We start from the raw sequence: 21,225 nt of genomic DNA on the forward strand, positions 1-21,225 counted from the left end.
ATTTACTGGTGATAAGGAAAAAACATGTTAAGTGTAAAAAAAGAGCAAAACCCATTTATGGCTAAATTTAAATTAAGCTATATAGCCATGCTTATTGTGCTGATTTTATTAGCTATTAGCGCTTTACCCAACTTATACCCTAATAAATCGTGGTTGCATGTAAATAGCGCGCCACATAGCGAAACCCAAGCCGTGCCAAGCACTCAAGCCTTAGTTACTTTTTTAAATAACCAAGGCTTAGACGTTGAACAGGGCCTTGATAAGCAATCAACTATAAATATTTTATTAAACGAGCCAACTAAAAGCGCCCAAGCGCAAGCGGTTATAAAGGCGCAGTACCCAAACACGCAAGTTAAAATTGTAGAGCATGCAACAAGCCCAATTTGGCTGCAAGAATTTGGTTTATCGCCAATAAAATTGGGACTAGATTTAAACGGCGGTGTGTTATTTGTACTCGATGTAGATTTAGATAAAGCAATTGATGAGCAATTAGCCAGTGCGTATCAACAAGCTAAATCAATCATTATAAAGCAAAAAGCGCACGGCCTTAAAGCGCAGCAAACAGGGCACGGCTTTGAAATTAACGCGCTGCCTAATGCGGTGCAAAAACTTACACCAGTGATTGATGAGCTACAAAGTCGCTTTGCTAATTTAGCGGTTACAACAACCAATAACGGCAATGTTAAAAACGCCAAGTTTAGCTATTCAGAGCAAGGGCGAAGCAACTTTGATAAAAAAGTAATGAGCCAAACGCTTACTACGCTTCGCTCGCGCATTGAAGAATTAGGTATTACCGAAGCTGTAACACAGCGCCAAGGCACACAGCGTATACGCATAGAGTTGCCAGGCGTGCAAGACCCAACAGAGGCAAAGCGCATTATAGGCGCAACTGCATCACTTGGGTTTTATCAGTTAAAAGAAATTGGTGGGCAAACATTTAATATGCAATCGGGTGGCACCATAAACCTTGATCCTGTGCCTATTTTTACCGGTGAGCATATTAATAACGCCAATATAGGGCGCGATGATTGGGGTAAGCCACTTGTGCAACTTAGCCTTGATGGGCAAGGCGGCGATGCCATGTCGGCGTTTTCAAAAGCAAATATTGGTAAACCTATGGCCACGGTTTATTCTGAGTACTCTCAAAACGCTAAAGGTGAAACCGTTAAAAAAAGCGAAGTTATAAATGTGGCGAATATTGCGCAGCATTTAAGTTCACGTTTTAGTATTACTAATATGAAAAGCCAACAAGCAGCGGCCGACCTAGCACTATTATTACGCGCAGGCTCGCTAACTGCACCGGTTACTATTGTGCACGAGCAAACAATTGGCCCAAGCCTAGGTCAAGAAAATATAACTAACGGCTTGGCCGCATTGATGCTGGGAATGGGTATTACACTTGCCTTTATGGCAACGTGGTATCGCCGCTTAGGGCTTATTGCAAACGTAGCGCTGTTATTAAATTTAACGTCGCTTGTTGGCTTAATGTCGTTATTACCAGGGGTTGTATTAACCCTTCCGGGTATTGCTGGGCTTGTGCTCACTATTGGTATGGCGGTAGATACCAACGTTATTATATTTGAGCGAATTAAAGAAGAGCGCCGAAAAGGGCGTACGCCATACCAAGCAATTCAAGAAGGTTACAAGCAAGCCGCTAACACCATATTTGATGCCAATATAACCACCATGATCACCGCGCTTATTTTATACGGCATAGGTTACGGGCCAGTTAAAGGCTTTGCCATAACATTGGCACTTGGCTTAATAACCTCGGTATTTACTGGCGTGTACGTATCAAAAATACTAAGCCAAACGTTATATTTAAAATTGGCTAAAAAAGCAGGAGTAAATGCACATGCTTAACACTTTTTTAAAGGGCGAGGCGGGCACTCGTCTGCGTTTTTCAGGCATGCTTTTAAGCGCCATACTTGTACTGCTATCGGTATTTACGCTCAGTCAAAAAGGGCTTAATTTTGGCCTAGACTTTACTGGTGGCTACCTAACGGAATTTACCACCAGCCAAGGTGTTGAGCTAAAAGAGCTTCAATCGTTTATTACTAAAAATCACAATGGCGAGTTTGAACTAACCGCGCAAGGCAATAGCCATTATCAATTACGCGAAGCGCCTAGCGATTCAACAGCAAATAGTAACGATTGGCAATCTGCTATTACACAAAACGCAGATATTAACGCCGAGGTTTTATCATCAGCGTATATTGGCTCACAAGTGGGTGATGAACTGTTTGAGCAAGGTTGTTTAGCGCTATTTTCAGCTATGGTTGCAGTAATGCTGTATTTAGCGGTGCGGTTTGAATGGCGTTTAGCCGTAGGCTCTGTGGTTGCGCTAGTGCATGATTTATTACTGGTACTGGGGTTATTTTCGCTATTAAGTATTGAGTTTAATTTAACCGTACTTGCCAGTTTGCTGGCCATTATAGGTTATTCACTCAACGACTCTATAATAGTAGGCGATAGAGTACGCGAGCTTTTACGTGTTAAATCTAATAATGCGCTTAGCCCCGCAAGTATTATAAATAGCGCGATAAAAAGCACCGTAACGCGTACGCTTATTACATCGGGCACCACGCTTGCTACAGTTGCAAGTGTTTGGCTCCTCGCGGGCGCGCCATTACAAGGCTTTGCCATCGCGCTATTTATCGGCATTGTAGTAGGTACGTTCTCATCTATTTGTATTGCCGCCACGTTACCCGAGCTTTTAGGGTTAAGTGCTAAAAATTACGAAGAAAAACAAGATGCAGAAACGCAAGCGTTGCTCGATATGCCCTAGCAATAAATGCTTTTAAAAATCTGCATTAAAACACTGGCGCTTAAAATAATGGTTTTAAGCGCCTTATAACGGTAAAATTAATCACATAGTTTACCGTATTGGTTATTAGCGCCTTTCATGAATAAATCCCACGTAATAGAACACCTTAAATTTGCACTTGAAGCACAATTAAACAGCGCAAAACAAGCAGCAAAAGCCGCGCACGACGCCGCAACTCACGAAGAAAGCGTTGCAGAAACGCAGTACGATACCCTAGGACTCGAAGCCGCTTATTTAGCACAAGGCCAAGCCGAGCGTGTAAACGATTGCTACAAAAGCATTAAACAGTTTGAAGCCATTTTTAAAGAGCCTAATCACAATAAAGTGATTATAAGCTCACTCGTTTGCATAGAAGATGAAAACGCCTTACAAAAATGGTTTTATTTAGGCCCAGCCGCAGGCGGGTTAACGGTTGAAGTAAAAGGGCTCACTATTCAAGTTGTTACACCCGAAGCACCGCTAGGCAAACAACTTTTAGGCAAACAGCTTGATGATGAAATAAGCCTAAGTATTGCTGGTAAAAATCATAAATATTGTGTGGTAAAGATTTTATAAAACATTGGTTTTATATGTAGATCAGATAAGCGAAGCGCTATCCGACAAAGCTATTTTTTTTCATAACACTATTAAAAGTCGTTTTGGTGCAAAACCTCAGAATCAATTCTAATAAACAAGCTAATTACCTGTTTACATTGAAGTTATTAAGTGTGATTATTAAACTACCTAATATTAGGCTTTAGGTGATAGCTACCATAGTTGTTCAAGCTGTTATGTATATTAGCAATATTTGCCACAATTAATTTGGAGATATTTTTGTCTTTATTTAAATTCAGAGAAGTGAATACTAATAATCTTTCTGCTTTAGCTAATAATCAGCTCTGGTTCTCAAGCTTAAATGATTTTAATGATCCTTTTGAAGGCGCCCATATTAAAGATCATCATATAAATGTTGTTGAACTTACAAACTTTGAATGCAAAATCAAAGATAAAGTTGGTGTTGAAGAATATAATAAAATTCTCTCAAAGTTAGAGTTAGTCGATGGGAATTACACTGAAACAGAGCTTTTTCAAAAAATTGCAGAGCATGATTTGGATAAATTTATAAGTATTGTTCATAATTCCAAAGTCATTTGTTTCTCAATGGAAGATGAAACTAAAAATCCTCTGACAAATAACCTAATGTGGTCACATTATGCCAATGGACTTAGAGGGTTCTGTTTAGTTTTTAATGGCGATGAATTATTAAAAGACCTTTATAAGTCAACAAAGGAGTCTATGAGACCTATTGTTGTTGAGTATAAAGATAAACCCAATATACTAAAATTAAATGAGTTTATACATTCCGAAGGTCTTTATAGTAATTCAGATACCAATTTCGTTCAAAAAGTCACAGAAACAATAGCCACTAAATCAACTGATTGGGAATATGAAAAAGAATTTAGAGTCATGTCATTGAACCAAGAGTCTTTTCACAATTACTCACCTAGTTCATTAAAAGAAATAGTAATTGGTGACAAAATGCCTGAAGCGGAAAGGAATTTACTTCTAAAAATTGTGTCTGGGCTTTGTAAAAATATATTAATTAAAACGGCTCGTTTGCAAAAAAACAGCTATAAAATCGAAATTGTTTAGTATCAAAATATTCATATTCGGGTCGCCGGAGTGCTCAAACCTACAGCCCCCAGATCTCCCAACCTAGTTATCAACACGACAAACTACTGCCTTTGTTTATAAATCTATTGTCGGATGGCATGGCTTGGCCATTTATCCGACGTACTTGTACTAGTTAGCTTTTTTCACAAACTTCGCTGTTACCATCATTTCGCCAATACCATCTACTTTGCAATCTAGCTCGTGATCTTTTTTATCAAGCACACGCCTTACGACCGCTTTTGTGCCAATTTTAATGACTTGTGAGCTGCCTTTTATTTTTAAATCTTTGGCTACGGTTACTTTATCGCCATCAGTAAGTAGGGTGCCGTTGGCATCTTTAACTAAAATTGCGTCTTCATCGTTTGTACTGTTTGGGTTCCATTCATAGGCGCATTCAGGGCAAATAAGCAGTTGTTGGTCTTCGTAAACATATTCAGATTGGCATTGTGGGCAGGCAGGATGTGACATTTTTAACGCTCATAAAATATTAATTTTGCGTATTTTAATCTGCATTAATAGGAAAATATAGATAATCAATATTTTTTATCTTTACGCTAAAAATATCTCGTTTGTGTGGTTTTTAAAAAGGGCATATAAAGCAGATGTTGCTTAAGCAATTTAAGCGCTAACACTTACAGTAGGTATTTGTTAAAGCACCCATCGTATTAAGTGATACGCGCAATGCCCACTTAGTGCGATGGGTGTTTCTATTTATAGTGCTGAGTATTTTATTAGGCATGCTTTTTATATTTCTGACTTAACTAGGAAAAGTCGTGTTTAAAACCTTAATAGTGGTTGATAACAACGAGCAAACACTTGCTCAATCGTTCGACAATGTAATTACGTTTAATAGTTACTTACGTGATTACCCAAAACATAATGAACCTAAAACCCGTATTATTAATTTATGCGATTCAAGCCAATACTTGAGTAAAGGTTACTATTGCTCATTACTTGCAGAGGCCCGTAAACACCAAGTATTACCCAGCGTTAAAACAATAAACGCGCTTCGAAGCGGTCAAGCTCCTATGTTAAATGTTGGGCAAATTGATGGCGAAATTTACTTTGGTAATGCCTTAAACGAGCTACAAAGCAAAGCGGCTAAATCGGTATTTAAGCAATACCCAGCGCCTATTTTATATGTAGATGAACAAGGCTTGTTACAGCAAGGTTCGCTTAGCACTTTAAACGATGAGCAATACAGCAATTTTGTAGCAAAACTAAATACGTTTACCCAAACCCAATGGCGTATTGATACTGTGCAGCGCCGTTTTAGATGGGACATGGCAATCCTTGTTGATCATAACGAAAAAGTACCACCGAGCGATAAAGACGCCATTGCCCGTTTTATAAAAGCAGCGGCTAAACATGGTATTAATGCTCAAGCATTAAGCTTTGAAGAAATAGACAACATAGCCCAGTTTGATGCGTTATTTATTCGCCAAACTACAGCAATTGACCACCCAACGTATCGCCTTGCAAGTAAAGCGCAAAGCCTTGGTTTAGTGGTTATTGACGATGCTGAGTCTATTTTACGCTGTTGTAATAAAGTGTATTTACACGATGCGTTTAATTATCAAAAGGTGCCGAGCTTAAAAACGGTGGTAGTGGCTGATCAATCAGCGCAAACGCTTGAGCAATTAGAAGAGGCGTTTACCTATCCGCTGGTTTTAAAAATGCCTGAAGGGTCGTTTTCTAAAGGGGTGTTTAAAGTTGCAAACCGCAGTGAGCTTGAAGCTAAACTAACCGAGCTGTTTGAATATAGCGCATTGGTACTTGCACAAGAATACATGTACACAGAATACGATTGGCGAGTAGGTGTATTAAATGGCCGCGCTATTTATGCGTGTCGCTACTTGATGGCACGCAACCATTGGCAAATTTACAATCACGATGCTAAACGGTTTTTCTCGGGTGGCTTTAAAACGCTACCTACCTTTGAGTTACCAAAAGCCGTGTTAGATGCCGCTTTAAAAGCATGTAAAACTGTGGGCAAAGGCTTATATGGCGTAGATGTTAAAGAACATCAAGGCAAAGCATATGTGCTTGAAGTAAATGACAATCCAAGTATTGATCACAAAGTAGAAGACGGCTATTTAGGCGACGAACTATACATGATCATTATGGACGAATTTAAACAACGTTTAGAAGCGCGAGGCCGTGGTTAATACATGAGCAACCTTGTTATTCGAAAGGCGCTTAGCAGTGATTTAAACGCATTAATTGATGTTGAAAACGTTTGCTTTAATAACGATAAATTGAGCCCGCGTAGTTTAAAGCGTTGGTTAAGTGCTAAGCACGGTATTTTACTAATTGCAGAAAATGGCGAGCAAGTATGCGGCTATGGGCTTGTGTGGTGCCATAAAGGCACACGTTTGGCGCGTTTATATTCGCTTGCTGTAAAACCCACAATGCAAGGTAAGGGCATTGCAAAAGCACTGCTTACAAGCCTTGAAAAAGAAACGTGTGAGCGCGGGCGACTTTACTTACGATTAGAAGTAGCGGTAAATAACGAAAGTGCGATAGGGCTATACAAAAGCTTGGGTTACAGAGTGTTTGGCCAATATAGCGATTATTATGACGATCACAGTGATGCACTGCGAATGCAAAAAAATATTCGTCAAACGCGTGAACTTAAATTAGCGCGTTTAACGCCGTGGTATCAGCAAACAACAGAGTTTACCTGTGGGCCAGCGGCGTTACTAATGGCAATGGGGGCACTTGAGCCAATAACGGAGCTTAGCCAATCACATGAGCTGGCACTTTGGCGCGAAGGTACCACTATTTTTATGACCTCAGGCCATGGTGGTTGCCATCCGTTTGGTTTAGCGCTGGCGGCTTATAAACGCGGTTTTAAAAGCGAGGTAATGGTAAATACCAAAGAGCCTTTGTTTTTAGATGGCGTACGCAATGAAAACAAAAAAGTGGTGCTTTCAACAGTACACCAACAATTTGTAGAAGGTATTGCACAGGCAAATATACCGCTTGTGCATAAAGATGTTGAGCTTGAGCATATTGAACAGTGGTTAAATCAAGGCTTTAGTGTGCTGTTATTAATTAGCACATACAGTTTTGATGGTAAAAAATCACCTCATTGGGTTTGCGTTACCCACCTTGATGAGCACTGCGTGTATGTTCATGACCCATTTTGCGAGCCAGGAAGCGACAAACAACTCGCAATAGATTGCCAGTACGTGCCTATAGCGCGCAGTGATTTTAGTAAAATGTCAGCATTTGGTAGCCAACGGCTAAGAACCGCAGTAGCCATTGCTAATAATTAATAGGTTTTAAGTAAAGAGTGACTTTTTTAGATTTAATTGATGTAGCCCCTTATTCGTGGGCGGCCATTGGCACCGCCGCTTTTTGCGGTGCCATAATTGGGTTAGAGCGCCAGTTACGCGGTAAACCTGTGGGTATTCGTACCTCAGCTTTAATTACGCTGGGCACGTATTTGTTTTTATCGACCGCGTTTAACTTACAAGGGGATGTAATTGATCATTCGCGTGTAGTGGGGCAAATAATTACAGGCATTGGCTTTTTAGGCGCAGGCGTTATGCTTGCAAAAGACGGAGCCGTTGTAGGGGTTACCTCAGCTGCAACCATTTGGGTGCTTGCTTCAATTGGGGTAATGATAGCCACCGATAATCTAGCTGCTGCTATTAAACTTTCGGTGCTGGTGGTTGGTATTTTATACGGTGTAGATGTACTGGAGGCAAAATTTAAAAGCCTAAGCAAAGGCGTACACACTAAAGTAAAAAATTATCAAAAACGTTACTACCGAAAAGACTTTAACGACACAGAAAGCCACTGATTTAACGCCACTAATTTAGTGGCGTTTTGTTTTATTATGACTTAAATGTACATTGTGTTTTTAAAATTATAACTGGCCTATTATTCAGCGGATAACTTTTCGATTAAACTCTAATCATATGCGTGCTGTTAATTTACATATATCTAATCTAATATTAATAAATATATTTATGAACAAATAGTTAGTAATTTAAAAGGATTTTATGAACCGTCATTCATTCGATAAAACACAAGAGGTAAGAATAAAAGTTCTTCAAGGAATGAGTTTAATAATAGCGCTAGTTGCGCTTGTTGTAGCTTATATAAATATAATTATTTCGAAGGTTTACATATTAGGAGCGATAGAAGTTTTACTCGCTGTGTTTTGTTTTTACACGTATTACAAAACGTGTATATCTGCCTCAAAGGTTTGGCATAGATGGGCGGTAGCCTATGCTTATTTCTTTGTTGTATTTTTAGCTGTATATATTTTAAAAACAGATGAGGGTATAACGCATTGGATTTGTACATTTCCCATTTTGGCGTATTTGTTATTTGGTAAAAAACACGGGTTTATAAGTAGCTTTTGCTTACTGTTTGCGTCGGTAATTCCTTTATATTCTTTCCTCAGTTTAGGTGGTGCTAATAGTTTGCACTTAATTGTTAACTTAGGCCTTTCGTATATGACTATATGGACCGTTTCGCATATTTATGAAGCGATGAGATATTCTAACCAAGAAACAATTTTAAATTTGGCACTAAGAGATCCATTAACAAAAGCGTTTAATAGACGTGCATTACAAAGCCGCTTTAGTAAACAAACAATTATTGATGAGCCTTTATGCATAGCACTAATTGATATTGATTTTTTTTAAAAAGGTGAACGATAAATATGGGCACGACGCAGGTGATGCTGTTTTAACGCAACTAACTGAGTTATTTGTAGAAAAATTTAAAGAAGATAATGTATTTAGAATGGGCGGTGAGGAATTTGTTGTTGTTATAAATGCTGATCAGCAAGCTGCTTATGACTTAGCAAAGTGTTTAATTAAAACGGTTGAAAGTCATAAGTTTACTTATGAGAAAAACTGTTTAAAAATTACAATAAGTATTGGTTTGGAGGAACTGGTTACTGATTCGTCTGTTGATTTATCTAAAATACTTAAAGCAGCTGACGGTTATTTATACATAGCAAAAAATAACGGAAGAAATTGTGCTGTTTGTAGTATAAATAATTCAATATTAGGTAATTAAAAAAGCTTATTTGTTAGCCAAATAGCTTTCTTCTTACTACTTTTCTGTACTCGCTTGGCGTTTGGCTTAGCACTTTTTTAAACACGCGAGTTAAGTGGCCTTGGTCGTTATAGCCGACCTCAAGTGCTACTTCTTGAATCGTTAAATTAGATGAAGCTAATAGCTCTTTAGCGCCTTCTACCCGTAATTGTTGCCAATATTCTATAGGGCTTTGATTAGTCGCAAGCTTAAAGCGGCGGGTAAATGTGCGATAACTCAAACTAAATTGGGCGGCTACTTCTTGTAAGTTTAACTCGCTGGCTAAATTAGTTTTAAGCCAAAACTGAATTTGCGCTATAAGTTCATCTGGATGGCGGTCAACCGCGCCTTCAAGATAGCGCTGATCTTCGTATGGTTTACGTACTTCGTGCGAAAAGTTACGCTCTACATGTTGCGCAGCTGCTTTGCCATAGTATTGGCTAATAATATGAACGATCACATCGGCAAGGGCATTTAAACTTGCTACTGTATACATGCGCTCAGATTGGGTGATAAAAAAGTCGGGCTTTAAGCGCACTAACGGGTAGTCATGGCTAAATTGTTTTGCGTAATGCCAATGAGTTGTTGCAGGGTGCCCATCAAGTAAACCCGCTTCTGCAACTAGGCAATTACCCGTGCCTACACCAATTATATGGCTGCCAGTTTCAAAGCTCTCTTGTAGCCATTCAACCACTTCTTTATTAGTACGTACTACAGGGCGAGGATTTCGCCATATGCCGGGGACTATAATTAAATCGTTATACGGTGCGTTAGCAGTAGTGCAATCCGGGACTATAGCAAGGCCAGTACGGTTTTTTATTGGCTCATTACTTTTAGCAATTAAATTTATACTAAGCGGTCTAAAGTCAGTTTGGTCTAAGTGGCCTTTTGCGTAGGCTTCGCCGGCTCTTAGCATTTCAATAGGCAGTGTTAAACTGGTAATAAGTAAATGCGGGTACACTGCTATGGCAATATTTAACGCTGGGTTTACTGATTTTTTATGCATGTGAATGCTCCGACCAGTATTTTTTGGCCTTTAATGCTGAATATTTGGCTATTAAAGCACAAAGTGCTGTGGTTAATCCAATTAAACTGTTGGCTTCTCCCATAACACGTTTTAAAGGTTAATTATGACAGCATTACCCGTAATAGTAGGCATGGGTGGTATTAACGCCGCGGGCCGTACTTCTTTTCATCAAGGTTACCGCCGTATCGTGTTAGACGCATTAACCGCACAAGCTCGTAGTGAAACATTTTTAGGCCTCGCCACATTAATGAACTTAGTACGCGTTGTTGATGGTCAATTACAAGACACAAACGGTAATAATGTTGAGCAAAGCGACATAGAAGCACGCTTTGGTGAGCAAATTATTGCTGGCACACTTATTCGTAAAATTGAAAAAGAGCACTTTGACGCAGATGCCACGCCTTGGCAGCAAAAGATGACGTTAAAGTCCTCTGATGAAAACGCAATTGTGTTTGAAACGCGCTCACGCGATTTACCAACCCCAGTGCCTGCCAGTTGGAAAGTACAAGAGCTTGAAGGTAAAAAGGTAAAAGTGACTATAGCGGCAGAGCTAGACGTAAAGCTTGATTCTACACGTGATAACCCAATTAAATCGGCGGGGCAGTTTCCTACCGGGTTTGATCCATCAATTATGTATAACAGCCGTTATCAGCCACGCGGTTTGCAAGCCACCATATTTGCTGCAAACGATGCGATTAAATCAACAGGCCTTGATTGGCAACGCATAATGAATAGCGTAGAGCCAGATAAAATTGGTACTTATTCAGCCTCGGTTATTGGCCAAATGGACGACAAAGGATTAGGCGGTTTAGTTAAAGCACGCCAGCAAGGCGATCGTGTTAGTACAAAGCAATTAGCACTTGGCTTAAACACGATGTCGACTGATTTTATAAACGCCTACGTTACAGGTAATGTAGGTACTACGTTTTCTACCTCGGGTGCATGTGCCACATTTTTATATAACTTACGCGCTGCAGTAAACGATATTCAAGCAGGGCGCACCCGTGTTGCGGTGGTAGCAAGTGTTGAATGCGCTATTACGCCTGAAGTGGTAGAAGGCTTTGGTAATATGAGCGCCCTTGCAAATGTTGAAGGCCTGCGCCGTTTAGATAACTTAAGTAGTGAACAAGAGCCCGATTACCGTAAAAGCAGCCGCCCATTTGGCGAAAACTGTGGTTTTACATTAGGTGAAGGCGCACAAGTCACTATTTTAATGGATGATGCATTAGCACTTGAGCTTGGTGCAGATATTATGGGCTCAGTACCTGATGTATTTGTAAATGCCGATGGCATTAAAAAATCAATCACCTCACCGGGTCCGGGTAACTACATTACAATGGCTAAATCTGCGGCATTGGCAACAAGCTTATTGGGTAAAGAGGCGCTACAAAAGCGTAGCTTTATTTTAGCGCATGGTTCTAGCACGCCGCAAAATAGAGTAACAGAATCTCTTATTTACCATAAAGTGGCACAAACCTTTGCCATTGATAGCTGGAAAGTAACGGCGCCAAAAGCTTATGTAGGGCATACAATTGCCCCCGCAAGTGGCGATCAACTTGCTATTGCGCTGGGGGTATTTAGCCATAATATTATGCCGGGTATTACTACCATAGATAAAGTGGCCGACGATGTTTATGCAGATCACTTAGATATACGTAACAGCCATTACGACTGTGGCGACATGGACATCGCCTTTATAAACTCAAAAGGTTTTGGCGGTAATAACGCCACAGCTACAGTACTTAGCGCTAAAGTAACACTACAAATGCTTGCTAAGCGCCATGGTGATAAAGCGATGAGTGATTACGCTTATAAAAATACATCCGTTGTTGCTTTGCAAAATACCTATAAAGCGCAAGCTGACCTTGGTAAGTACGAATTAGTATATCGTTTTGGTGATGGCGCCATTGACGATAACGACATTGTAATTGGCGAAGACGGAATAGAGCTTCCTGGTTTTGATAAAGCAATTTCGTTTAATACAACCCACTCCTATCAAGATATGTTTTAAGCACACATACTTGAAACCCAAGGCGCTTAATAAAGCGCCTTTTTTATATTTATTAGCCTATAGTTAAATTTTGGTTAGTTATAAATATAAGCTTGCATCTTTTTATAATGTTTGTTTCTATAATAGCTACTTTGCGTTCTAGGATGGATAATCAAATGAAAAAACTCTCTATAGCTCTTTCTATAATACCTGCGTTAACTTGTGTGCCAGTAATGGCAGATTTTGTGCCAGCTGAAGTTGTTAAGGACAACTACAATAAACAAACAAATACATCTTCTCGTGTGTCACGCTTTGAAGGCTTAAATTTAAGTAGTTATGTTGTGAATGAAAGCGGTCAGGTTAGTGATATAGAAATTGTTGCATCTATCGGGCAAGACAAATACAAAAGAGAAGTTGTTGAGTATGTGTCAAAACTAAATTACAAGAGTGCTCAGGTCGATGGTAAAGCTGTGCCTAGTGCCAAGCTTATTACAGTGACTTCTCAAAACCTGCACTTGGGGTACACTAACGACAAAGCAACGCATGGCTTTTTTAATGATTATGAAACGGCAAGTAATCTAATTAATGAAAAAAAATTAGACGAAGCGCAAATTAAAATAATAGAGCTAGAACGCGACCATGCTAAAAATACTGTTGAAATAGTATTACTTTCATGGCTAAAAAGTCAGCATAGCTACTTTACCCAAGATTGGATTGGCTTTGATAAACATATTAATAATGCATTTTTATTTAGAGATAATTTACCAGATCAGATTAAAGTGCGAGTGGTAAAAAATGCTTTGCAATGGTTTATATCTAAACAGGACTACGTGCGCGCTTATGATGCAATTGATGCCCTAGGAAATATTAAAGCCTTTGTTTTTACAGATGAAAACAAGCAGCAGTTGCTAGCTCAAGTTAATGATATTTATAAAAATTCAGGCGATATAAACCAACAAATAGCTATTGAGACAGATCAAGCTGTTATGCCTTTACTGTCTAAAAGTGAGGTTGTGCTTGAGTCAACAATGCCACTTAGCAAGGTTCAACTGCGCTGTGAAAATAAAGTGGTAAATTACAACACAAGCGCTATTGATAAAATTGTCATTTCTAAATATGATTTACGTTGCGGGTTATTAATTAAAAGTGCGCAAGCATAAACAGTAACGCTAAAACAAAGTGGAAATGCTTTTTTGTAAAGACCAAAAAAATATTTTTATTTAAAACCCCATATATAACGATGGGGTTTTTACTTTTAAGCTATATTACTTCAATTTTTTTACATACCTGAGCGTTATAAAGTTAATAATAGCTAGCAAAATGGCTACTTCATATCGGTTATTTGCTACAGCAATACCAATTAATCCCATATTCCATATGCTCGCTGCTGTCGCAGTACCTGATGTTGACTGGTTATTTTTCAAAATTGCGCCACCACCAATAAAACCAATACCTGTTATTATTCCTTGTAACATTTTAGATTGTGCTTCAGATGAGTCTAGTACCGACATGGCTATAAGTGCATACCCACACGATGCAACTGCTACTAACGGAAATGTTCTTAGTCCAGCGCCGTCTTTACTTCGCTCTCTATCGTAGGCCATTGGCAAGGCTAGGGCGTAGGCAATACCTAAATGAATTAAGTTATCTAAGATTTCATTCCACTGTAAATCAAATTCCATTGCGATTCTCTATTAAAAAACTTAACTTACAAAAGCAATTGCCACGCCAAGTATAAAAACATTTAAAATCAATGTGTTGTTTTTTATTTTAGGTTGATTTATAGCATATTTAGTAAAATGTACACATTGGTTTATCACTTTTACTTAATGTGTTTACAGGTGTATTTAAATTGGTTTTACAACTTTTTACAGTCTTAATTTTATAAACGTATAGTATAAATACATGTTTTTAGAGGAGGGGATTATGAAGCTATTACTAACACTATTAATAACTGTGTACTTAAGTGGTTGCACGGTGGCTGGAGTTTTAATAGATGGCCATGCTCAAAACAATAATACATTAAATCAAAATATGAATAGTAAAGCTCGTTCAGACCCTTACAAAGATCCATTTAAAGCCATTCCAAAAGATAGAGAAGGGTTTTCTTTTACAAAATTAGGTTTAAAAATTGATTCTGCATTAGTCGACTTTGTCAGTGTGGAAAATAAGCAACAACGCCAAGTGTGTAGGAAGGTGAGTAAAAGTTTAAAAGAGTGTGTAGAACTAAATAAGCCAGAACTACACACTAACGAGGCTACGCAGTTAAAAACTGACTATGAAATAATAAGTGTTGGTCAATAAAACTACTTATAAAGAAGTAACTATGATCGTAACCTTCTTGCATTTCAAGCGTTAACGGGTAACTCTTATCGTGAGCGATAGCCACTAGGTTGTGTGGTTTAAGTTGCTCCTCTAAAAAGCCATCGGCATCACCTTGCGATACTAGCATAGGTAGGTAGTCGTCCTGCTTTGCTAGTTTCATAAGCTCGCAGGTATCGTATTGTGCCCAAAGTGATTTATTGTTACCTAAATAACCAGTAAACGCTTTTGTGCCCCATGGGCAATTTATTGGGTTAACGATTGGGCTAAACGCAGATGCGCTTACGTAGGCTTGTGGGTTTTTAAGTGCAACCATTAAAGCACCGTGCCCACCCATAGAATGACCACTAATGGCTTTAGTACTTGTTACCGGAAAATGCTGTTCAATAAGTGCTGGTAGCTCATCAACTACATAGTCGTACATATTAAAATGTGTGTTGAAGGGCGCTTGCGTAGCATTAACATAAAAACCAGCACCTTGAGCGAAGTCATAACTATCTTCATTGGGTACGTTATCGCCACGCGGGCTTGTATCGGGTGCCACTATTGCAATACCCAGCTCGGCAGCTTTTTTAAATGCGCCCGCTTTTTGCATAAAGTTTTCGTCAGTACAGGTTAATCCCGATAGCCAATAAAGCACAGGTACTTTGTTCGTTTCACTTGCACCAGGTGGTAAAAATACCGCAAAACGCATTGTGCAATGGGTACTTGTTGCAGTGTGGGTATATTGTTTGTGCCAACCACCGGCTACTTTTGTACTTGAGATATTCTCTAACATAATAATCCTTAAAAGCCGTAAACGTTCAAGTATTACGGCTTTTTATCAAGTCGTTTACTAAGTGCTTATTAGTAATGAATTACAGTACGAATACTCTTGCCTTCGTGCATTAAATCAAATGCGTCGTTAATTTCTTCAAGGCTCATTGTATGAGTAATAAAGTCGTTTAGTGCAAATTCGCCTGCCATGTAGCGCTCAACTATTTCAGGAAGTTGCGAGCGACCTTTAACGCCACCAAATGCGCTACCACGCCATACACGACCGGTAACAAGCTGGAAAGGACGAGTTGAAATTTCTTGGCCAGCACCGGCTACACCAATAATTACCGATTCCCCCCAGCCTTTATGGCAACATTCAAGGGCAGAGCGCATTACATCAACGTTACCAATACATTCAAATGAGTAATCAACGCCGCCGTCAGTCATTTCAACGATCACTTCTTGAATTGGCTTGTCGAAATCTTTAGGGTTTATTAAGTCGGTTGCGCCAAGCTTAGTAGCAAGGTCAAATTTACTGGTGTTAATGTCTACACCAATAATACGACTCGCGCCCGCCATTTTTGCACCAATAATGGCTGATAAACCAATGCCGCCAAGGCCGAATATCGCGACTGTATCGCCTTCTTTTACTTTAGCAGTGTTAGTTACAGCACCCATACCGGTGGTAACACCACACCCTAATAAACAAATTTCTTCTAAAGAGGCTTCTTTGTTTACTTTGGCCAGTGAAATTTCTGGAAGTACTGTGTACTCAGAAAATGTAGACGTACCCATATAGTGGTAAATTGGTTGGCCGTCTTTAAAAAAGCGCGTTGTGCCGTCTGGCATTAGGCCTTTACCCTGTGTTTCGCGTACTGCAGAGCAAAGGTTAGTTTTGCCTGATGTACACATTTTACACTCACCACATTCAGCGGTATAAAGTGGAATTACATGATCCCCCACTTCAACACTCGTTACACCTTCGCCAACGGCATAAACAACACCTGCGCCTTCATGGCCTAAAATAGCTGGGAATATACCTTCTGGATCTTCACCTGATAACGTAAATGCATCGGTATGACAAACACCAGTAGCAGTAATTTTTACCATTACTTCGCCTTTTTTAGGCATCATTACATCAACTTCTTCAACGCTTAAAGGTTGGTTAGGGCCCCAAGCAATCGCCGCTTTTGATTTAATAAAATCAGACATGTGTTTATCCTTAGTAGTGTTATTTAATATCAATTGTAGACCCATTTTGTTTGGGTGATGGGACTATTGTATTTGTTTCTCATATAATGATAATCTCTTATTTATTAAAACACTTTTACAGTATGGTAATAATGGCGCGTTGGGATGGGATTGACGAATTTATTTCAGTCGGTGAGGAAGGAAGCTTTACTGCTGCAGCTAGGATGCTGGGCCTTTCGGTTGCCCATATTAGCCGTCATGTAACAGCCCTTGAGCAACGTTTAAATACCCAGCTTTTAACGCGCACCACACGAAAAGTTGTTCTCACCAAAGAAGGTGAGGTTTTTTTACACCAAATAAAACACTTACAGCATGCAATGGACGATGCTACGCAGGGCCTTGCATCACATCAAACAACCCCTAAAGGAAAAATTAAACTAACAGCCCCGGTAATGTTCGGCGAAACCTTTATTATGCCTATTGTGCACAATTTTATGCACGATCACCCCGATGTTGAAGTTATTGCAAACCTAAGTAACGAACAAGAAGATTTACTTGAAGGCGGGTTTGATTTAGCAATAAGGTTAGGCCATTTAAAAGATTCGAGCTTAAAAGCGCGAAGGTTAAGTGATCGGCGCTTTATTATGTGTGCATCGCCTGCTTATTTAAGGCGCTTTGGTGAGCCACATACCTTAGGTGAGCTACATAACCACCAGTGTTTAGTAGGTAATAGTAGTTATTGGCGTGTAAACGAAAATGAGCGTGAAAAACACATTAAAATTGCTGGCAGATTACATTGCAACAGTGGTTGGGCACTTGTTGATGGCGCTAAAAAAGGCTTGGGCATTGTGCAACTTCCTGATTATTATATAGATAATGAGGTTAATAGTGGTGAGTTAGTGCCTATTTTAACGTCTTACCAACCCAAGCAAGAAGGTGTGTGGGGGGTTTATCCACCACGTCAGTTTGTAGCTACCAATGTACGTGTATTGCTAGACTATTTAGTTGCTGGCCTTAAAGAATAAATTGCACTAAATAAATTGCTGAAAAATCATCCAAGTCTCAGATTTATAAATTATTTCTTACATTTATGGTCATATTCAATTGTGCTAACTTCGTGCTACTATAACCCCACACTTTTAGCATAAATGTTTTAAATTATATGTTTCAACCGGTTAGCTTATTTATAGGACTTAGATACAGCCGCTCCTCAAAAGGGAATGCGTTTATATCGTTTATTTCTTTTTTTTCTATTGCCGGTATTGCTATTGGTTTAATGGCTTTATTTACTGTAAGCAGTGTAATGAATGGGTTTGAGCATAGCTTAAAAACTAATATGCTTGGCCTTATTCCGCACATTGAAGTTAAATCTGATCAGCACACCCCAGAGCAAATAACGAGTTTAAAGGCAGCTCTTACTAAATCGTCTTATGTGAAACATGTTAATTTGTATCGCCAAGGCGAAGCTATTTTGCAAACCAATAAAGATCTTCACGGTGTATTACTGCAAGGTTTATATGACAATAACGGTGCGTTATACAAAGTTACTGAGAAAATAGTACAAGGCAATTGGCAAACAGTACTTAATAGTAATTATAACATTGCTATAAGCCGCTATTTGAGTCGGAAGTTAGGTGTTGGTTTAGGTGATAAACTTCGTGTGATCATGCCAAATGCATCTACTTATACTCCTTTGGGGCGTGTGCCTAGCCAGCGTTTATTTAAAGTTGCAGCAATATACGAAACGGGCTCTGAAATAGACATGGCACTCGCTTTCACAAGTGGGCCATCGCTTCAGCGTGTTTTAAAGTTAAATAAAAATGTTGCCCCAAATTTAAGTGTGTCACTTTTTGAACCCTTTGAATTAGACGAATTTACGGACGCAAGCCAACTTATTTTAAAAGGTTACAACTATTCAGACTGGCGAAGCAGCCAGGGCACTTTATTTGCCGCAGTAGCAATGGAAAAGCGGATCATGTCCATGTTACTTGCACTTATTGTGCTGGTCGCTGTGTTTAATATTGTATCTGCCTTAACAATGATGGTGAGTGAAAAACAAGGGGAAGTTGCGATACTTCAAACACTTGGGCTTACACCATCGCAGGTGCAAAAAGTATTTATGGTTCAAGGTCTTTACAATGGCGTTATTGGAACATTAATTGGCGCTTTTTTTGGGGTGCTACTGAGTTTATACATAAATGAGCTTCTTGAATTAGTTGGCCTGAGTCTACTTGCTGGCATTGAACTACCTGTGAAATTTGATGTGCTTAGTTTAGTAATAATTGCGTTTGCCAGTATTGCTATGAGCTTTTTAGCTACCTTATATCCTGCGCGCAAAGCCGCAAAAGTAAAACCAGCAGAGGTGTTGCGTTATGAATAATTTAGTAATTAGTTGTGAAAATTTAAGCAAAGTATACCAAGATGGCAATAACCAAGTTGAAGTGCTAAAGGGCGTGGATTTAGCGCTACAGCAAGGTGAAATGCTTGCTATTGTAGGTAGTTCTGGTTCTGGTAAAAGTACGCTTTTGCATATACTCGGTACGCTTGATACTGCCACTGCAGGTATTGCTAAAATTAAAAATCAAGAAGTTGCTAAGTTATCTCGTACTGAACAAGCGGCTTTTAGAAACCAAAATTTAGGTTTCATTTATCAGTTTCACCATTTATTGATGGAGTTTAGTGCTGTAGAAAATGTAGCAATGCCTTTGCTAATAAAAGGCTTAACGGCAAAAGAAGCAAAAGTACAGGCGCTCGACATGCTTGAAAAAGTGGGCCTTGCACATCGAAGTGATCATAAACCTTCTGCACTTTCAGGAGGAGAGCGTCAACGAGTTGCTATTGCCCGTGCTTTGGTTACTAAACCTGCGTTGGTTCTTGCTGATGAGCCAACAGGTAATTTAGACAAGCAAAATGCGATTAAAATTTATGATTTAATAAATGAGCTAAACCAGAGTTTAAACACGAGCTTTGTAGTGGTAACTCATGATTTAGAGCTTGCTGATAAACTAGGTAAAATAGCTTATTTAGATGACGGTAAACTATCGGTAAAAGAGTCACAATATGTTGCTTAGTGCATTTTTAAGTAAACGTTTTAGAGCATACTCAGGTCATAAAGACGAAAAAAACGGGTTTGTTAGTTTTATAGCTAAAGCGTCTACTATAGGTATTTTATTGGGGGTCGCTGTTTTAATTGTTGCCCTTTCAGTAATTAACGGCTTTGAACAACAATTAGTCCATCGTTTACTAAGCGTAGTACCTCAGGTTGAATATATTGCACCAAGCAGACCTATTGCTAATTGGCAGCTAAAAGTAGCTAATATAGAAAGTCAGCCGCATGTAACGGGAGCAGCCCCATTTATCGCGGTTAATGGTATGGCGCAGTATAAAAGCCAATTAAAAGCGGTCGAAATACGCGGTGTTAGCCCTTCTTATGAGGGCAATGTTTCTGCAGTTAACCAGTTTGGAACAGGTAAATTAGTAAGCCAATTATCCTCTGAAGAGGTTATTTTAGGCCAACAAATAGTAAAGCAACTTGACGCAAAAGTGGGCGACAATATTACTTTGCTAATTCCTCAGGTTGGGCAAGCAGGTGGTCAGTTATTAGCACCTAAACGCGTTACCCTGAGCCTTGCAGGTGTTATTGAAATGGGCGGCCCAATTGATAGTACGGCTGCTTTTATACATTTAAGCAAAGCGCAGCAAACACTTGGCTACGACGAAACCCAAGTTACAGGTTTAAGGTTAAGTGTTGATGATGTGTTTTCAGCGCATCAAATAGCGCTTAATGTAGGGCAAACCATTAGCGATTATGTCTATATTTCTAGTTGGTTTAGAACACAAGGTAGCTTATATCAAGATATACAAATGGTTCGTACCATTGTTTATATTGTTGTGTTTTTAATTATTGCTGTTGCGAGTTTTAATATTGTGTCTTCTCTTGTCATGGAAGTGCGTGAAAAAGAAGGCAATATCGCAATTTTAAAAACAATGGGCGCTAAAGACAGCACTATTTTAGCAACCTTTGTAATGCAGGGATTAACGCAAGCGTTTGTGGGTGTCTTACTTGGCTCGTTCATTGGTGTTGTATTAGCATTAAACATAAGTGAATTATTTGCTTGGCTGAGCCAGCTAATGGGTGCTAATCCGCTTGAAGGGGTTTATTTTATAGAATTTTTACCTAGTAAGCTTGTGCTCGAAGACATCGGCATTACAGTAATTGCAACATTCGTACTTGCTATTTTTGCGACTATTTATCCCGCATGGCAGGCTACGCGAGTCGATCCGGCAAAGGTGCTGGGTAATTAACCTTACTAAAACAATAGGGTCGGGTTTGTAAAGCTGCTAAACTACGCGCTCATTTAATAGTGGGCGCTATTGCTTATCTATTTAAAACCTTAC

The 21,225-nt window shown here is 39.2% G+C and carries 21 protein-coding genes; 16 read left to right on the forward strand and 5 right to left on the reverse strand.

From position 1 onward, the window contains the following. Positions 1-24: 24 nt before the first annotated feature. The 4 genes from secD to MTP24_RS07450 all read left to right on the forward strand — a co-directional run bounded on the left by secD (position 25) and on the right by MTP24_RS07450 (position 4,459). Positions 25-1,863, forward strand: coding sequence for a protein translocase subunit SecD (gene secD / locus MTP24_RS07435; RefSeq protein WP_243533490.1), 1,839 nt, complete (start codon positions 25-27; stop codon positions 1,861-1,863). Continuing rightward, positions 1,856-2,788 carry a protein translocase subunit SecF gene (gene secF / locus MTP24_RS07440; RefSeq protein ID WP_243533492.1) on the forward strand — a complete coding sequence of 311 codons (933 nt, stop codon included), beginning with the start codon at positions 1,856-1,858 and terminating at the stop codon, positions 2,786-2,788. Before secD ends, secF begins: the two co-directional genes overlap by 8 nt. Before the next feature lie 117 nt (positions 2,789-2,905). Further along, positions 2,906-3,382, forward strand: a complete 477-nt coding sequence (locus MTP24_RS07445; RefSeq protein ID WP_243533494.1) for a GreA/GreB family elongation factor — start codon at positions 2,906-2,908, stop codon at positions 3,380-3,382. A 258-nt stretch (positions 3,383-3,640) separates the two neighbouring features. Beyond that, positions 3,641-4,459: a DUF2971 domain-containing protein gene (locus MTP24_RS07450; protein WP_243533496.1), complete on the forward strand. Its 819-nt coding sequence runs from the start codon at positions 3,641-3,643 to the stop codon at positions 4,457-4,459. A gap of 150 nt (positions 4,460-4,609) precedes the next feature. Here MTP24_RS07450 and MTP24_RS07455 read toward each other — a convergent pair whose 3' ends face one another. Further along, positions 4,610-4,948 carry a zinc ribbon domain-containing protein YjdM gene (locus tag MTP24_RS07455; RefSeq protein ID WP_243533498.1) on the reverse strand — a complete coding sequence of 113 codons (339 nt, stop codon included), beginning with the start codon at positions 4,946-4,948 and terminating at the stop codon, positions 4,610-4,612. 305 nt (positions 4,949-5,253) lie between these two features. Here MTP24_RS07455 and MTP24_RS07460 point away from each other — a divergent pair, with 305 nt between their 5' ends. From MTP24_RS07460 to MTP24_RS07480, 5 genes are all read left to right on the forward strand, one after another. Further along, positions 5,254-6,648 (forward strand): RimK family protein, encoded by a 1,395-nt coding sequence (locus MTP24_RS07460; RefSeq protein ID WP_243533500.1) that lies wholly within the window; start codon positions 5,254-5,256, stop codon positions 6,646-6,648. Between the two features lie 3 nt (positions 6,649-6,651). After that, positions 6,652-7,761, forward strand: coding sequence for a GNAT family N-acetyltransferase/peptidase C39 family protein (locus MTP24_RS07465; RefSeq protein ID WP_243533502.1), 1,110 nt, complete (start codon positions 6,652-6,654; stop codon positions 7,759-7,761). Positions 7,762-7,778: 17 nt separating this feature from the next. Continuing rightward, a complete protein-coding gene (locus tag MTP24_RS07470) occupies positions 7,779-8,291 on the forward strand; it encodes an MgtC/SapB family protein (protein WP_243533504.1) in 513 nt (170 codons plus the stop codon). Positions 8,292-8,493: 202 nt separating this feature from the next. Then, a complete protein-coding gene (locus MTP24_RS07475; RefSeq protein WP_243533506.1) occupies positions 8,494-9,144 on the forward strand; it encodes a GGDEF domain-containing protein in 651 nt (216 codons plus the stop codon). A 4-nt stretch (positions 9,145-9,148) separates the two neighbouring features. Further along, positions 9,149-9,523 carry a GGDEF domain-containing protein gene (locus MTP24_RS07480; protein ID WP_243533508.1) on the forward strand — a complete coding sequence of 125 codons (375 nt, stop codon included), beginning with the start codon at positions 9,149-9,151 and terminating at the stop codon, positions 9,521-9,523. Positions 9,524-9,536: 13 nt separating this feature from the next. On the opposite strand, the gene MTP24_RS07485 is transcribed toward MTP24_RS07480, so the two are convergent. Next, complete coding sequence (locus MTP24_RS07485) at positions 9,537-10,547, reverse strand: helix-turn-helix domain-containing protein (protein ID WP_243533510.1); 1,011 nt, start codon at positions 10,545-10,547, stop codon at positions 9,537-9,539. Between the two features lie 124 nt (positions 10,548-10,671). Between MTP24_RS07485 and MTP24_RS07490 the strand changes: the two genes are divergently transcribed. Together MTP24_RS07490 and MTP24_RS07495 are read left to right on the forward strand one after the other, a co-directional pair. Next, entirely contained in the window at positions 10,672-12,579 is a 1,908-nt protein-coding gene (locus MTP24_RS07490; protein ID WP_243533512.1) for a beta-ketoacyl synthase, read from the forward strand. Positions 12,580-12,734: 155 nt separating this feature from the next. Beyond that, positions 12,735-13,718 (forward strand): energy transducer TonB, encoded by a 984-nt coding sequence (locus MTP24_RS07495; protein ID WP_243533514.1) that lies wholly within the window; start codon positions 12,735-12,737, stop codon positions 13,716-13,718. A gap of 105 nt (positions 13,719-13,823) precedes the next feature. Here the strand turns inward: MTP24_RS07495 and MTP24_RS07500 are convergent, their stop codons facing one another. Beyond that, entirely contained in the window at positions 13,824-14,240 is a 417-nt protein-coding gene (locus MTP24_RS07500; protein WP_006794759.1) for an MgtC/SapB family protein, read from the reverse strand. 244 nt (positions 14,241-14,484) lie between these two features. Here MTP24_RS07500 and MTP24_RS07505 point away from each other — a divergent pair, with 244 nt between their 5' ends. Continuing rightward, positions 14,485-14,862 carry a hypothetical protein gene (locus MTP24_RS07505; RefSeq protein ID WP_243533517.1) on the forward strand — a complete coding sequence of 126 codons (378 nt, stop codon included), beginning with the start codon at positions 14,485-14,487 and terminating at the stop codon, positions 14,860-14,862. Here the strand turns inward: MTP24_RS07505 and fghA are convergent. Then, positions 14,816-15,658 (reverse strand): S-formylglutathione hydrolase, encoded by an 843-nt coding sequence (fghA, locus tag MTP24_RS07510; RefSeq protein WP_203987025.1) that lies wholly within the window; start codon positions 15,656-15,658, stop codon positions 14,816-14,818. The genes MTP24_RS07505 and fghA overlap by 47 nt on opposite strands. 68 nt (positions 15,659-15,726) lie before the next feature. After that, positions 15,727-16,848: an S-(hydroxymethyl)glutathione dehydrogenase/class III alcohol dehydrogenase gene (locus tag MTP24_RS07515; RefSeq protein ID WP_006794756.1), complete on the reverse strand. Its 1,122-nt coding sequence runs from the start codon at positions 16,846-16,848 to the stop codon at positions 15,727-15,729. Positions 16,849-16,979: 131 nt separating this feature from the next. On the opposite strand from MTP24_RS07515, the gene MTP24_RS07520 reads away from it, so the two are divergent. The 4 genes from MTP24_RS07520 to MTP24_RS07535 all read left to right on the forward strand — a co-directional run bounded on the left by MTP24_RS07520 (position 16,980) and on the right by MTP24_RS07535 (position 21,132). After that, a complete protein-coding gene (locus MTP24_RS07520) occupies positions 16,980-17,852 on the forward strand; it encodes a LysR family transcriptional regulator (protein WP_243533519.1) in 873 nt (290 codons plus the stop codon). Positions 17,853-17,989: 137 nt separating this feature from the next. After that, positions 17,990-19,207: a lipoprotein-releasing ABC transporter permease subunit gene (locus MTP24_RS07525; protein ID WP_138740875.1), complete on the forward strand. Its 1,218-nt coding sequence runs from the start codon at positions 17,990-17,992 to the stop codon at positions 19,205-19,207. Then, positions 19,200-19,898 (forward strand): lipoprotein-releasing ABC transporter ATP-binding protein LolD, encoded by a 699-nt coding sequence (gene lolD, locus MTP24_RS07530; protein WP_006794753.1) that lies wholly within the window; start codon positions 19,200-19,202, stop codon positions 19,896-19,898. The genes MTP24_RS07525 and lolD overlap by 8 nt, the downstream gene beginning before the upstream one ends. Beyond that, positions 19,888-21,132: a lipoprotein-releasing ABC transporter permease subunit gene (locus tag MTP24_RS07535; RefSeq protein ID WP_243533521.1), complete on the forward strand. Its 1,245-nt coding sequence runs from the start codon at positions 19,888-19,890 to the stop codon at positions 21,130-21,132. Before lolD ends, MTP24_RS07535 begins: the two co-directional genes overlap by 11 nt. Positions 21,133-21,225: the final 93 nt, after the last annotated feature.

The sequence above is a fragment of the Pseudoalteromonas sp. APM04 genome, from assembly GCF_022809815.1.
Classification (GTDB): Bacteria; Pseudomonadota; Gammaproteobacteria; order Enterobacterales; family Alteromonadaceae; genus Pseudoalteromonas; species Pseudoalteromonas marina.

What these genes read in the sequence shown, in the direction of transcription:
- secD (WP_243533490.1), top strand. Translation starts at nt 25, where the DNA reads ATGTTAAGTGTAAAAAAAGAGCAAAACCCATTTATGGCTAAATTTAAA.
- secF (WP_243533492.1), top strand. Translation starts at nt 1,856, where the DNA reads ATGCTTAACACTTTTTTAAAGGGCGAGGCGGGCACTCGTCTGCGTTTT.
- MTP24_RS07445 (WP_243533494.1), top strand. Translation starts at nt 2,906, where the DNA reads ATGAATAAATCCCACGTAATAGAACACCTTAAATTTGCACTTGAAGCA.
- MTP24_RS07455 (WP_243533498.1), bottom strand. Translation starts at nt 4,948, where the DNA reads ATGTCACATCCTGCCTGCCCACAATGCCAATCTGAATATGTTTACGAA.
- MTP24_RS07465 (WP_243533502.1), top strand. Translation starts at nt 6,652, where the DNA reads ATGAGCAACCTTGTTATTCGAAAGGCGCTTAGCAGTGATTTAAACGCA.
- MTP24_RS07475 (WP_243533506.1), top strand. Translation starts at nt 8,494, where the DNA reads ATGAACCGTCATTCATTCGATAAAACACAAGAGGTAAGAATAAAAGTT.
- MTP24_RS07485 (WP_243533510.1), bottom strand. Translation starts at nt 10,547, where the DNA reads ATGCATAAAAAATCAGTAAACCCAGCGTTAAATATTGCCATAGCAGTG.
- MTP24_RS07490 (WP_243533512.1), top strand. Translation starts at nt 10,672, where the DNA reads ATGACAGCATTACCCGTAATAGTAGGCATGGGTGGTATTAACGCCGCG.
- MTP24_RS07495 (WP_243533514.1), top strand. Translation starts at nt 12,735, where the DNA reads ATGAAAAAACTCTCTATAGCTCTTTCTATAATACCTGCGTTAACTTGT.
- MTP24_RS07500 (WP_006794759.1), bottom strand. Translation starts at nt 14,240, where the DNA reads ATGGAATTTGATTTACAGTGGAATGAAATCTTAGATAACTTAATTCAT.
- MTP24_RS07505 (WP_243533517.1), top strand. Translation starts at nt 14,485, where the DNA reads ATGAAGCTATTACTAACACTATTAATAACTGTGTACTTAAGTGGTTGC.
- fghA (WP_203987025.1), bottom strand. Translation starts at nt 15,658, where the DNA reads ATGTTAGAGAATATCTCAAGTACAAAAGTAGCCGGTGGTTGGCACAAA.
- MTP24_RS07515 (WP_006794756.1), bottom strand. Translation starts at nt 16,848, where the DNA reads ATGTCTGATTTTATTAAATCAAAAGCGGCGATTGCTTGGGGCCCTAAC.
- MTP24_RS07520 (WP_243533519.1), top strand. Translation starts at nt 16,980, where the DNA reads ATGGCGCGTTGGGATGGGATTGACGAATTTATTTCAGTCGGTGAGGAA.
- MTP24_RS07525 (WP_138740875.1), top strand. Translation starts at nt 17,990, where the DNA reads ATGTTTCAACCGGTTAGCTTATTTATAGGACTTAGATACAGCCGCTCC.
- lolD (WP_006794753.1), top strand. Translation starts at nt 19,200, where the DNA reads ATGAATAATTTAGTAATTAGTTGTGAAAATTTAAGCAAAGTATACCAA.
- MTP24_RS07535 (WP_243533521.1), top strand. Translation starts at nt 19,888, where the DNA reads ATGTTGCTTAGTGCATTTTTAAGTAAACGTTTTAGAGCATACTCAGGT.